12 protein-coding genes are annotated in these 12,998 nt (G+C 64.3%); 4 read left to right on the forward strand and 8 right to left on the reverse strand.

What is annotated here, in order from left to right; genetic code table 11:
- Positions 1–197 precede the first annotated feature (197 nt).
- Positions 198–1,154, forward strand: a complete 957-nt coding sequence (locus tag FEZ63_RS22770) for a DUF5996 family protein (RefSeq protein WP_150949224.1) — start codon at positions 198–200, stop codon at positions 1,152–1,154.
- Between the two features lie 30 nt (positions 1,155–1,184).
- On the opposite strand, the gene FEZ63_RS22775 is transcribed toward FEZ63_RS22770, so the two are convergent.
- The 4 genes from FEZ63_RS22775 to FEZ63_RS22790 all read right to left on the reverse strand — a co-directional run bounded on the left by FEZ63_RS22775 (position 1,185) and on the right by FEZ63_RS22790 (position 5,700).
- On the reverse strand, positions 1,185–1,925 hold the full coding sequence (locus FEZ63_RS22775; RefSeq protein ID WP_150949227.1) for an SOS response-associated peptidase: 741 nt from the start codon (positions 1,923–1,925) through the stop codon (positions 1,185–1,187).
- Positions 1,926–2,033: 108 nt separating this feature from the next.
- Positions 2,034–3,029 (reverse strand): magnesium transporter CorA family protein, encoded by a 996-nt coding sequence (locus FEZ63_RS22780; RefSeq protein ID WP_150949230.1) that lies wholly within the window; start codon positions 3,027–3,029, stop codon positions 2,034–2,036.
- 39 nt (positions 3,030–3,068) lie between these two features.
- Positions 3,069–3,920, reverse strand: coding sequence for an SDR family oxidoreductase (locus tag FEZ63_RS22785; RefSeq protein WP_150949233.1), 852 nt, complete (start codon positions 3,918–3,920; stop codon positions 3,069–3,071).
- Between the two features lies 1 nt (position 3,921).
- On the reverse strand, positions 3,922–5,700 hold the full coding sequence (locus FEZ63_RS22790; protein ID WP_150949236.1) for an acyl-CoA dehydrogenase family protein: 1,779 nt from the start codon (positions 5,698–5,700) through the stop codon (positions 3,922–3,924).
- A gap of 118 nt (positions 5,701–5,818) precedes the next feature.
- Between FEZ63_RS22790 and FEZ63_RS22795 the strand changes: the two genes are divergently transcribed.
- A complete protein-coding gene (locus FEZ63_RS22795) occupies positions 5,819–6,808 on the forward strand; it encodes an L-threonylcarbamoyladenylate synthase (protein ID WP_150949240.1) in 990 nt (329 codons plus the stop codon).
- A 30-nt stretch (positions 6,809–6,838) separates the two neighbouring features.
- On the forward strand, positions 6,839–7,480 hold the full coding sequence (locus tag FEZ63_RS22800) for an HD domain-containing protein (RefSeq protein WP_150949243.1): 642 nt from the start codon (positions 6,839–6,841) through the stop codon (positions 7,478–7,480).
- Between the two features lie 61 nt (positions 7,481–7,541).
- Here the strand turns inward: FEZ63_RS22800 and wrbA are convergent, their stop codons facing one another.
- Positions 7,542–8,141, reverse strand: a complete 600-nt coding sequence (wrbA, locus tag FEZ63_RS22805) for an NAD(P)H:quinone oxidoreductase (protein ID WP_150949246.1) — start codon at positions 8,139–8,141, stop codon at positions 7,542–7,544.
- A 169-nt stretch (positions 8,142–8,310) separates the two neighbouring features.
- Here wrbA and FEZ63_RS22810 point away from each other — a divergent pair, with 169 nt between their 5' ends.
- Positions 8,311–9,225, forward strand: coding sequence for a LysR family transcriptional regulator (locus FEZ63_RS22810; protein WP_150949250.1), 915 nt, complete (start codon positions 8,311–8,313; stop codon positions 9,223–9,225).
- Between the two features lie 15 nt (positions 9,226–9,240).
- On the opposite strand, the gene acuI is transcribed toward FEZ63_RS22810, so the two are convergent.
- The 3 genes from acuI to FEZ63_RS22825 form a co-directional block, all read right to left on the reverse strand.
- Positions 9,241–10,230, reverse strand: a complete 990-nt coding sequence (gene acuI / locus FEZ63_RS22815) for an acrylyl-CoA reductase (NADPH) (protein ID WP_150949253.1) — start codon at positions 10,228–10,230, stop codon at positions 9,241–9,243.
- A 57-nt stretch (positions 10,231–10,287) separates the two neighbouring features.
- Positions 10,288–11,532, reverse strand: a complete 1,245-nt coding sequence (locus FEZ63_RS22820; protein WP_150949256.1) for an MFS transporter — start codon at positions 11,530–11,532, stop codon at positions 10,288–10,290.
- A 180-nt stretch (positions 11,533–11,712) separates the two neighbouring features.
- Positions 11,713–12,921 (reverse strand): cell wall hydrolase, encoded by a 1,209-nt coding sequence (locus FEZ63_RS22825; protein ID WP_244622946.1) that lies wholly within the window; start codon positions 12,919–12,921, stop codon positions 11,713–11,715.
- Between the last annotated feature and the right edge of the window lie 77 nt (positions 12,922–12,998).

The following is a 12,998-nucleotide window of genomic DNA, read 5'->3' on the forward strand; positions in this document are numbered from 1 at the left end:
TGGAATACCTCCAGCCTGTAGGGCTCGCATATGACGCGCAGATGACCGCTACCGTCCTGCGCTCTGTAACAACGCGCGGCGGCCGGAAGCGGTCGACCGAGCTTGCTTGCGCCTGATGCGAGGCGTAGCCTCCCGCATATCTGGACCGCCGATCCACACCCGCTGCCGCAGCAAGCCGGCGCTGAAGGGAGATGTCCATGGACCACTCCGCCGCTGCCTGGCCCGAACTGCCCTATCCGGCCTGGCAGGAGACCGCCGCAACCCTGCAGCTCTGGACCCAGATCGTGGGCAAGGTGCGCCTGGAGCTGACCCCATGGCTCAATCATGGCTGGCAGGTCCCGCTTTACGTGACGGCCCGCGGCCTCGGCACATCACCGATCCCGATCGATCACGAGATCCTCGAGATCGAGTTCGACTTCATCGACCACCGTCTCCTCTTCCGGAGCAGCCGAGGCGACGAGCGGATGCTGGCGCTTGATCCGCAAACCGTTGCGGACTTTTATCGCCAGGTGATCGATGTCTTAAAGGGCATGGGCGTCGAGGTGGCGATCCATGAAATGCCGAACGAGGTGCCCCACCCGATCCCCTTCTCGCAAGACCATATCCATTCTGTCTACGATGCTGCCGCGGCCCATCGCTTCTGGCGCGCACTTGTTCAAGCCGATCGCATCTTCAAGCTGTTTCGCAGCGGCTTCCTGGGCAAGGCCAGTCCGGTGCATTTCTTTTGGGGCGGCTTCGATCTCGCGGTGACCCGCTTCTCCGGACGGGCAGCGCCGTCCCATCCCGGCGGTGTGCCCGGCCTGCCGGACGTAGTTACGCGCGAGGCCTATTCGCACGAGGTGAGCAGTGCCGGTTTCTGGCCAGGAAACGAGGCTTTCCCGCAGGCGGCCTTCTACTCCTATGCGTATCCTGAACCGAAGGGATTCAGAAACCAGCCGATGACGCCCGGGGCGCGCTTCGATGAATCGCTAGGCGAGTTCATCCTGCCCTACGACACCGTCCGCGCGGCGCCGGAACCGGACGCCCTGCTGCTCGACTTCCTGTCGACCACATACGCCGCCGCCGCGGAGACCGGCAACTGGGACCGCGCCGCACTGGAATGCCCCATGGGTGTGCCGGCGCAACCCCGTCGGCTCCAGCATCCGGTCCGTTGAAGTGCGGCAGTCCCGTAGAAGTCGCGTGCGCTAGAACAACCGTCCTTGCGCGTCCTCGTCCCGCTCGGGCCGCCGTCTGCCCGACCCCGCGACGGGGAGCTCGGGCGCGGTCACCGGTTCCATCAATCCGGCATCGTCGTTCTCGACCTTGTTCACGCGCCGGCTGACCGGCACCATGTCGAGCCATTCCTCCGGGCACGGCCGCACAAGCCGCATGACATCTTTTGTGTTCTCGCTCGTCGGATCGAGCCACGTTGCCACGTCCTCGCGCGACAGGATCACCGGCATCCGGTCGTGGATGGGGGCGAGCACGCCGTTGGCCATGGTCGTCACGATGGCGGCTGTGTCGATCTCGCCGCCGCTCGCATCGCTGTAGGTCTCCCAGAGACCCGCCATCGGCAACGGCATGCGATCGCGCCTGCGAACGAGGAACGGCGATTTATCGTTACCCTGCCGCCGCCATTCGTAGAAACCATCAGCTAGGAAGATGCAGCGCCGTCGCTTGAAAGCCGCCTGGAATGCCGGCTTGGCATCGAGCGTTTCGCCGCGCGCATTGAGCAGCAGCGGAAACGCCTTCGGGTCCTTCACCCATTCGGGCAGAAACCCCCAGCGCACGAGCTGGAAATGGCGACCGCCCCGGTCCGCAACGACTATCGGCACCGGCTGGGTCGGCGCGACGTTGAAGCGCGCCGGGAAGTTCGGGCGCTCCGAATAATCGAAAAAGTCCCGATACGTTTCCGGCGCAAGGGTGATGGTGAAGCGTCCGCACATGCTAGAGCTTGATTCCCAAATGTGGAAAGCGGTTTTCGGGCAACATCATGCTCCGGACTGAACTGATCATGGTTTATGAGGTTCGGTCGATTCGGTCCAACAGACGCCTTAAAGCCAACGCTTCCAGCGGAAGATGACGTAGGGCAGCACCGCCGCCAGAACCATGAGAAGGACTGCGAACGGATAACCAAGCTTCCATTGGAGCTCGGGCATTAGTTCAAAATTCATGCCATAGACCGAGGCGAGCAAGGTCGGCGGCAGGAAGATGACGGACATCACCGAGAACAGCTTGATGATGTCGTTCTGCTCGATGGTGACGAGTCCGAGCGTGGCGTCGAGCAGAAATTGCACCTTGGTCGACAGGAATGTGGCGTGCTCCTCGATCGATTGCACGTCGCGCAAGGCGGTTCGCCATTCGGCCTGAAAGCCATGGGTCCGTTGCGGACGCGGCATCGCGGCCGAGAGAAACAGCAGCATCCGTTCGACCGACACCATGCTCTCGCGCACGTTCGAGATCACGTCGCCCTTTCGCCCGATGGAGCGCAGGGCTGCGCGAAACACCTGGGTCTGCCGCGCCTTCTTTCGCTCGGTCTCGAAGATTTCACGCGACACGTAATCGATGCGCTTGCCAATCGTGGCGAGGATTTCGGCCGCCCGGTCGATGACGGTTTCGATCAAGCCATCGAGTACCGCCTGGGGTTGATGGCGGCAACCGCCCGGCTTTACCGCGCGGGACATGAACATCGCGAAGGATCGTGGTTCGCCGTAGCGAACCGTGACGAGTGCCTTGTCGGTGAGGATGAACGAGACATCGAGGAGCTGCGGCCTGTCGGCCTCCGAACTGCAAAGGACGCGAGCGGTCATGTAGAGCGCGTTGTTCTCGCGATAGAGAATTTCGGACGGTTCGATATCGGCCATTTCCTCGCGCGTCGGGATTTCGATGCCGAGATGTTCCTCGACGAGCTTGTCCTCCGCGCGGGTGGGCTCGATCAGATCGATCCAGAGCGCATCCGCGGGAATCCTCTCACCCGGCTTGAGGACATGGCGGTCAAGCGACTCGCCCGCCGAACCGATTTCGGCGGCCCCGGTGTGGATCACGATCATATGGTTGTCCGTCCTCTGGCCCAAACCTTCATCGGCATTTCATGACGGTTGCTTGGGCGGAATGCTGTCATCGGGAACAAAGAAATCTGGCATGAGCGGCACGGACGGGTCGACGCGGTATGGCTCGAAATCGGTCACGCCTTGCTCGCTCAAGAAAGTATCGTCAATCAGAAAGTTGCCGGTGAACTCCCGCGCAGGCTTCTCAAAAATCGCGTGCGCCGCATCGGCCAGGATCTCGGGTGTGCGGCTCGCCTGCACGATGCGCTCACCCCCGAGCAGGTTCCTGATGGCGCTGGTGGCAATCGTGGTGCGCGGCCAGAGGGCATTGACGGCAATTCCTTTCGGGCGCAACTCGCCCGCAAGCCCGAGGACGCAGAGGCTCATGCCGTATTTCGCCAGCGAATAGGCCACGTGCGGCGCAAACCACTTTTCCTTCATGTCGAGCGGCGGGGACAGCATCAGGATGTGCGGGTTGGCGGCTTTCTCGAGATAGGGAATCGCATATTTCGACACCACGAAGGTGCCGCGCGTGTTGATGTCGTGCATCAGGTCGAAGCGCTTCATGTCGGTCTGCGGCGTCGGTGTGAGGCTGATGGCGCTTGCGTTGTTGACGACAATATCGAGTCCGCCGAAGGTCTCGACGGCCTTTTCCATCGCGCTCTTCACGGCCTCTTCGTCGCGCACATCGACCAGCAGCGGCAGCGCCTTGCCGCCCGCCGCCTCGATCTCGGCTGCTGCCGTGTAGATCGTTCCGGGAAGCTTCGGGTGCGGCTCTGCGGTCTTGGCCGCGATAACCACATTCGCACCATCGCGTGCGGCCCGAAGGCCGATCGCGAGACCGATACCGCGCGAGGCGCCGGTGATGAAAAGCGTTTTGCCGTGAAGGGTCATGTCAGCTCACCAGCGCCAGTCTTGCATCGTCGAGGAAACCCGCGCCACCCATGACCGTATCCTCCAGGCCCTTCGCGCCGACGGCGATATTTTCCGCAAAGAAGCGACACAACGCGATCCGCGCCGGATGGGCAGGATCCGAATCGCCGCCGGCGATGAGCCCGGCGGCCGCGAGCGCCATTTCGGCAAGCGCCGCGCCACCCTGCGCCAACGCGAACAGGCGCAGATATGGCGTTGCTCCCGCGAGCGCCTGCGCCGGAGCATTGCCTGCTACGGCCTTGAGGCAGTAGCTTGTGGCTCGGTCGAGACTTTCGATCGCATCCCGCAGCCGCGACGCGGTCTGGCCGAAAGCCGGATGGGTCTCCTTGGTCACGCGCACGATCGTCGCGCGCATAGCAGCGATCTGGGCGCGAACCGCAGCGCCGTCGGCAAGCGGCAGCTTGCGCATCACCAGATCGATGGCCTGGATGCCATTCGTGCCCTCGTAGATCGGCGCGATGCGCGCGTCGCGCAGGTGCTGCGCCGCGCCGGTTTCCTCGATATAACCCATGCCGCCGTGAACCTGCACGCCGAGCGATGCGACCTCGACACCGATATCGGTCGAGAAGGCCTTGGCGACCGGCGTCAGCAACGATGCGCGCTCATATGCGCTCTGGCGAGCCTTCTCGTCGCTGTCGCGATGGGCACGGTCGATTCCTTCCGCCGTCATGTAGCAGATGGCACGCGCCGCCGCCGTCAGCGCTTTCATGGTGAGGAGATTGCGCTGCACGTCCGGGTGCTCGATGATCGGGCTCATGCCCTCTGCGGCGCCCGGCGCCCGCCCCTGCCGGCGTTCGTTGGCATAATGCAGCGCCTGCTGATAGGCGCGCTCCGCAATCGCCACACCCTGCAGACCGACGGCGAGACGCGCATTGTTCATCATCGTGAACATGCAGGCGAGACCGCGGTTCTCTTCGCCGACAAGCCAGCCGACAGCGCCATCGTGATCGCCGAAGATCATCGTGCAGGTGGGCGATGCGTGGATGCCGAGCTTGTGCTCGATGCTGTGGCAGCGCACGTCGTTGCGCGTTCCGTCGCTCAAGAATTTCGGCACCAGAAACAGCGAAATCCCGCGCGTACCAGTGGGCGCATCCGGCAGGCGCGCGAGGACGAGATGGACGATGTTGTCGGTGAGATCATGCTCGCCATAGGTGATGAAGATCTTCTGGCCCTTGATACGGTAGGTGCCGTCTGCGGCCCGCTCGGCGCGACAGCGGATGGCCGCAAGATCGGAGCCGGCCTGCGGCTCGGTCAGGTTCATCGTCGCAGTCCATTCGCCGGAGACGAGTTTTGCCAGATAACGGGCACGCAGATCGTCCGTACCATGCGCGATCAGCGCTTCGATCGCGCCCATGGTCAAAACGGGCCCGATGCCGAACGCCATCGAGGCCGAGTTCCACATTTCGACGCAGGCGGAATTGAGCAGGACCGGCAGCCCCTGACCGCCAAAATTGACCGGGCCCGGCAGCGCGTTCCATCCGGCCTCGGTCCACGCGCCATAGGCCTCCTTCCAGCCCGGCGCCGTCGTCACCGCGCCGTCCTTCAAGGTGACGCCTGCTGTGTCGCCTTCGCGATTGAGCGGCGCGATCACGTCGTTGGCGAAGCGGCCCGCCTCCTCCAGGATCGTCGTCGCGAGATCCGCCGTCAGGTCTTCATAGAGGCCATCCGCAAGCGCGCGGTCGAAGCCCGCCGCGTGACGCATGGTAAAGACAATGTCGGGGACCGGGGCCCGATAGACCATCGCGTTTCCTCTTCGGCGTTCGGTTTTTGCTGTTGACGCACGTCTCCGCGCGGATAAACCCGCCCGATAGCTTTACATCCCGCGCGGTGACAGGCTGAGGCTGAAGGGTAGGTTAGACGTGAACGATCCGGGGTCAATGGTCCAGACTGAACGCCTCAGCCCAGACGCGGCCGGTATTGCACGAGCGGCCTCGATTCTCCGCCGCGGCGGCCTGGTGGCCTTCCCCACCGAGACCGTCTATGGCCTCGGCGCGGACGCGACGAGCGCCGAGGCCGTCACCGGCATCTACGCTGCCAAGGATCGCCCGCGCTTCAACCCGCTGATTTCTCATGTGGATTCAGTGAAAGCCGCGCAAAGACAAGGCGTGTTCGATGACGTCGCGTCGCGGCTGGCCCGTGCGTTCTGGCCCGGGCCCCTGACGCTGGTGGTTCCGGTGGCGCCCGGCTGCACTGTCTGCGACCTCGCTCGAGCGGGGCTCGACAGCGTCGGCCTTCGGGTTCCCTCCCATCCGCTCGCACGCAAGCTTCTGGCAGCGGTGGGCCGGCCGGTCGCCGCGCCTTCGGCCAATCGGTCGGGCCGGGTCAGCCCGACCCGTGCGGAGCACGTTCTGGTGGATCTCGACCATCGAATCGAGGCGGTTCTCGATGGCGGCGCCACGGAAGTGGGGATCGAATCGACCATTGTGGCCTGTCTTGGTGGAACGCCGCGCCTGCTGCGTCCGGGCGGCGTGCCGCGGGAGGCCATCGAGGCAGTGATCGAGGGAAGGCTCGATCTGCCGCCGGCCGTTTCATCCGCCCCCGTCGCGCCTGGAATGCTCGCCTCCCATTATGCGCCACGCGCGCAGGTCCGCCTGAACGCCACCACCATCCGCCCGGGAGAGGCCGCACTCCTGTTCGGCCGCATGCGGCCCGCCAACGCCGATCAGGCCCACGCCACCCTCAATCTCAGCGAAAACGGCGACCTTCGGGAAGCCGCCGCCCGGTTGTTCTCCGCCCTGCGATCGCTTGATGCGGCGGATATCGGCACCATCGCGGTATCGCCGATCCCCGACGCCGGCCTCGGCGAGGCCATCAACGACCGCCTCCGGCGCGCGGCGGCGGAACGGTAGCCTATCGCGCACGACCAGGAAGGACCGACTTTGCACTCTGCCTTCGCACCTTACGAAAGCCTCGCTGAGCGTCTTCTTCCCCACGGAATCGGGGCGGATGGCGACGGATCGCACGACGTCTCACATCTCCTAAGGGTCTGGCGAAATGCCTCACGCCTCCATGCGGAGGAAGGTGGGGATGATGAGATTCTCTTTGCAGCCGCCATGCTGCATGATTGCGTGGCGGTCGAGAAGAATTCGAGTTTCCGGCCACAGGCCTCCCGCCTCTCCGCCGAAAAGGCGACGAGGTGCCTCCGCGGACTCGGCTGGAGCGAAAGCCGCGTTGCCGCAACGACTCACGCCATCGAGGCCCACAGCTTTTCGGCGGGCATTCAACCGATGACCGTGGAGGCGAAAATTCTTCAGGATGCGGACCGGCTGGACGCCATCGGAATGATCGGCGTCGCCCGATGCTTCTATGTCGCCGGTCGTCTCGGCACCGCCCTCTACGATCCCGCCGACCCCGATGCGAGCCAGCGTCCCTATGACGACGAGCGCTATGCTGTCGATCATTTCCAGACCAAGCTGTTGAAGCTTGCCTCAGGTTTTCAGACGGTCTCGGGAGCGCGACTGGCTCAAGAAAGACACGAGCGCCTTCGACGTTTTCTCGCGGATCTCAGGAGCGAGATCTAAACAGACACCCGTCGGGTTCAGGGTCGAATGCGGCTCTTCCCTGAACCGATCGGGTTGTTGATCAGCGCGCCAGCTTGGCGGCAATCTCCGCCACGTGCTTGCCCTGGTAGCGTGCGCCGTCGAGTTCGACCTGGCTTGGCTGACGGGAGCCGTCACCGGCGGCGATGGTCGAGGCGCCGTAAGGTGAGTTGCCCATGACCTCGGACACGCCCATCTGGCCAGCGAACGCGTAAGGCAGGCCGACGATGATGAAGCCAAGATGCAGGAGGACCGGGTGGAAGGTCAGGATCGTCGATTCCTGGCCGCCATGCTGCGTCGCGCTCGAGGCGAAAACCGACCCGACCTTGCCGACGAGCGCGCCGCTCATCCAGAGGGCTCCCGTCTGGTCGAGGAAGTTCTTCATCTGCGCGGTCATGTTGCCGTAGCGGGTCGGCGTCCCGAAAATGATCGCGTCGTATTCGGGGAGTTCCTCGACGGTGGCGATCGGGGCCTTCTGGTCGAGCTTGTAATGCGCCTTCTCGGCGACCTCGCGAGGAACAAGCTCGGGCACGCGCTTGACCACGACCTCGGCTCCGCCTGCGCGGGCACCCTCGGCGGCCGCATAGGCCATCTGCTCGATGTGACCCCAGGACGAATAATAAAGCACCAGAACCTTGGCCATGACGTATCTCCTGTGAGTGGGCTGGCGGCAGAGAATGGGAGGATGCCGGACGGACTGGGTCCGGCAGACCGGCCAAGCCAGTGACATTGCGGAATGCCTCACAAGGATAGGATTTCCAAACTGCAAATCCAGTGGTACTCTTGCACTGTTCTTCTTGCATGGATGCATAATGACGAAGCCGCATCTCGTCTGGGACGACTTCCGTTTGGTCAAAATTATCGCCGAGGCACGCGGTCTGGCCCCGGCCGCTGACCGGCTCGGCGTGAATCATTCGACGGTATTCCGCCGCTTGGGACAGCTTGAGGAAGGTCTCGGCATCAAGCTGTTCGAACGCCACCGCACCGGCTACGTGCTGACGCCCGCCGGCGAGGAAATGACCGCTCTGGCGGAGACCATGGAAGAGAAGGTCGAGACCTTCGCCCGCAAGCTTGACGGGCAAGCGGTGGCGCCCGCCGGCGAATTGCGGATCACCACCAACGATACGCTGCTGGTGCACCTCCTCACGCCGATCTTCTCGCGCTTCATCGATGCCAATCCCGAAATGCGGCTCGATGTGGTGCTGGCGAACCAGGCGCTCAACCTGTCCAAACGCGACGCCGACGTCGCCATTCGCGCCACCGACAATCCCCCGGAAACGCTCGTGGGCCGGCGCGTGGCAACCATTGCGTGGGCGATCTATGGGCGTGCGGCGGATTTCCCCGAGCCGGCAGATTTCGATCTGACCTCCCTCTATGACCGGCCCTGGGTGATGCTTGGCGACAATCTGGCAACGCTCAAGGCAGCGCGTTTCGTACGCGACAGGGTTGCGCCGGAAAGGATCGTCTACAAGGTGAACACTGTGCTGGGCCTCGCCGAAGCGGTGGAAGCGGGCGCGGGCATCGGCCCCCTGCCCTGCTTCATCGCCGACAGGAAGCCGCATCTGGTGCGTCTGTCGGAGATCAATCCGGACTTTTCCGCGGGCCTGTGGCTGCTGACCCATCCCGATCTGCGCCAATCCGCCCGCGTTCGGGCCTTCATGGATTTTATCGGCGCCGAGATCAGCAAGCAGAAACGCGCCATCGAAGGCGGCGCAAAGCCCGATTAGGTCGGAATTCTGGTGCTATGGCGCCACTTGCACCACGAGGCGACCGCGAACCTTGCCGGCGACGATGTCTCGCGCCGCATCAAGCACTTGGTCGAGCGGAATCGTGGTGGTCATCGCCGCCAGCTTGCCGAAGTCGAGTTCCCGCGCTAGGCGAGCCCACGCCTCCACCCGCAGAGCCTTCGGCGCCATGACGGAATCGACGCCAAGAAGCGCCACGCCCCGCAAGATGAAGGGTGCGACCGAGCTCGGCAGATCCATGCCGCCCGCAAGCCCGCACGCCGCGACGGCGCCGCCATACCTGGTCATCGACAGCACATTGGCGAGCGTTGTGGAGCCGACCGTGTCGATTCCTGCGGCCCAGCGTTCCTTGCCGAGAGGCCGCGCCGCGCCTTCGAGTTGATCCCGCGCGAGGATTTCCGCCGCGCCGAGGCTTTTCAGGTAATCGGCTTCTTGCGGCCGACCCGTCGATGCGATGACGTGCCATCCCGCGCCTGACAGCAGCGCGACCGCCACCGAGCCGACGCCGCCGGCTGCTCCGGTGACGATCGCGGGGCCACGATCCGGCGTCAAACCGTGCCTCTGCAGGGCCATCAGGCATAACATCGCGGTGTAGCCGGCGGTCCCGATCGCCATCGCCTGTGCGGCGTCGATGCCGGTGGGCAGGGGAATCAGCCAATCGCCCTTCACGCGCGCTCGCTCGGCATAGGCACCGAGATGGGTTTCACCCACGCCCCAGCCGTTCAGCACCACCGCGTCGCCGGCTTTGAATTCCGCATGAGAGGAGCGCTCCACGATGCCCGCAAAGTCGACGCCGGGGATCATGGGAAACCGGCGCACCACCGGCGCCTTGCCGGTGATTGCCAGCCCGTCCTTGTAATTGACGGTCGAATGGGTGACTCGAACGGTCACGTTCCCATCCATGAGATCCGCATCGTCGAAATCCCGGATTGCCACCTGCTGTCCGGCTTCGGTCTTATCGATGACGACCGCCCTGAATGTTCCCATTTCTTTCTCCCGCCTGTCTTCGCAGCGGGGCGCGAAAGCCCCGTCGCCGGAGCCCGCTTATTCCGCCGGCTGGAGCGCGGCCGTCCGATCGACCGGCCGCTCCTTGATCGGCAGGTTGATCAGGCCCGACGCAATGCCAAGCGCGACCGACAGCCACCAGACGAGCGTGTAGTTGCCATATGCTTCATAGAGCGCGCCGCCGAGCCACACGCCGAGAAAGCCGCCGACCTGATGCGAGAAGAACGCGAAGCCGTAGAGCATCGCCATGTAGCGCGTGCCGAACATCAGCATCACGAGGGAGGATGTGGGCGGCACCGTCGAGAGCCACAGAAGACCGATTGAGATGCCGAACAGGATCGATGTCATCGGCGAAGGCGGCAGCAGGATGAAAACCGCAATGGCAAGCGAGCGGCCGAAATAGATCCACGCCAGTAGCCAGCGCTTCGACATGCGCGTGGTAAGCCAGCCGGAACCGAGCGAGCCGAACGCGTTGGCGAGGCCGATGACCGCGAGGGTCCAGCCGCCCACGGTCGCCGACAGGCCGGCGTCTTTCAGATAGGCCGGCAGATGCGCGGTGATGAAGGCGAGCTGGAAACCGCAGGTGAAGAAGCCCAGCACCAGCAGCACGAATGAGCGATGTTTGAGCGCCTCGCCGAGCGCCTGCCTGATCGACTGACCCGGCACCGGAACCGGTCCCTCGCTCGTGGTCTCGTCGGCGCCCTTGCGCTTGGCGAGCGCCAAGGCGAGGGGCAGAACCAGCAGCACACTGGCGGCAAAGACGATAAGGGCCTGTTGCCAGCCATAGGTCTCGATGAGGATGTTGCCGATCGGCGGGAACAGGAACTGGCCGAACGAACCGGCGGCCGTCCCGGCGCCGAAGGCCATCGGCCGCCACTTCTCCGGCAAAAGCTTGCCGAATGCGCCGAGCACCAGATTGAACGAACAGCCCGACAAGCCGAACCCTATGAGCACGCCGGCGCCGATCTGCAGCATGCCGGGGGTCGTCGCATAGGCCATCACCACCAGTCCGGCCGCATAGAGAAGCGCGCCGACGCAAAGCACGCGCACGGCTCCGAACCGATCCGCCACGGCGCCGGCAAAAGGTTGCCCGATGCCCCAGAGCAGGTTCTGCACCGCGATGGCGAGCCCGAACACATCGCGACCCCACCCGAACTCGACCGTCATCGGGATCTGGAACAGGCCGGCCGAGGCCCGTGGCCCGAAGGTGATGAGGGCGATGAGACAGCCCGAAAGGACAATCAGCTCGGGCGAGAAGCGGGAGCGGGCATAGGGTGCGGACATGGCGGTGGCCTTTGTGAGCGGCCGAAACTACCCGAACTCTTAAGGCGGCGACATTGAAATTTTGACGATCATGCCATGAGATATCGTGATGAATGGATGGCATTGAGGATGGTCATTTTTTAGCCGTGCCGTGCCGAGCGCATTGCTAAACGATGAAAAAATCTTTCCCCGCGCTGCCGCTCAGGTCTGCCCAGGCCGCAGCTTGTAGAAGATGTGCTGGCCGATCACGTCCATTTTCTTCAACCGCTTGGCCCAATAGGGCCGCACGTATTTGGCGTGATAGTGGGTCGCGCCGCCGACCTCGGCCAGGTACGTCTTGCCTTCAAGAACGGCGCTGGCGATTTGCTTGGCCGATTCCCAGGCCGCGGATTCCGTCGTCCGCAGGGCCTTGCCCTCGCACGCAAAGGTGAATTGGCAGGCGAGATGGCGGTGGCGGTTCTGATAGACGACGCCGCAGATCGAGGCCGGATACAGCCCGCTCTTCATACGGTTCAGGACGACCTGCGCGACCGCCGCCTGCCCATCGGGCGGCTCGCTGCGGGCCTCGAAATAGACCGCTTCGGCAAGGCAGCGCTGTTCCTTGCTGAGATTGTCCGGATCGATCAGATCGGCATAGCGCGGGCGGTCGTCGTCGCGGCCGAGAGTAGCGCTTCCGATCCCCTGCTCGCGCGAGACGGGGGCTGCGGCAATCACCACGGGCGTAGAATCCGACGCCGCCGGCGTTGTCGAAGACAGGACGACCGCGCGCCTGACCGACGGGGTGGTGGCGCTGGCCGCGGCGCCGGTCGATCCGGCTGCGGCGGCGACGGGCGATTGAATCGATGTGGCCTGGCTTGTGGTGGTGAGTTCGGGAGCCTGCCACGGTTCGAACCCGCGTTGCTCCATTTCGGCGCCCTCGACCTTGCCTTCCATCAGCACCGTCGGCGGCAGAAGATTCTCGTCGCGCGTGAACAGCATGCGCGATCCGGGCGCGCCGATGCTGGCGCGAATGTGTTCGGCGCGGCGCGTCAGGGCAAGCCGTTCGGAGGTGTCGGGATCGCCCTTCCCGCTGCGTTGGACAACCGGGTTCGAACCGGCGCCGATCTTGCGGTCGGCCCGCAGCGGATCGCCTTCGAGTGCGGCCGATGCGGAAACATCGTGCGGGAGGTGGCGAAGGATGTCGGCGCCGATCGCGTTCAGGCCGGAGCGGCCGATGAGGGCGCCCACCGGCGGTACGAGCGCGGAATCGGTCAGACGTCCGGCGGCCGTGCGGGGCGAAAAGCTGATGCCCGATTCGGCATTATTGCTGGCGGATGCCGTGAACGAGACCAGGAGGCCGGCGGCCAGCGCCCATGGCGCTGTCGTGGCGCAGATCCATCTCATCCGGGAGCGATGATACCGAAGACGCACGCGACACACCTCAACCAGAACCTGACATTGGGCGCATTCGAGAGATCGCCCGGTTCACGTCCGTTATCGCGGATTAA

It is taken from the genome of Microvirga brassicacearum (assembly GCF_008757455.1).
Taxonomy (GTDB): domain Bacteria; phylum Pseudomonadota; class Alphaproteobacteria; order Rhizobiales; family Beijerinckiaceae; genus Microvirga; species Microvirga brassicacearum.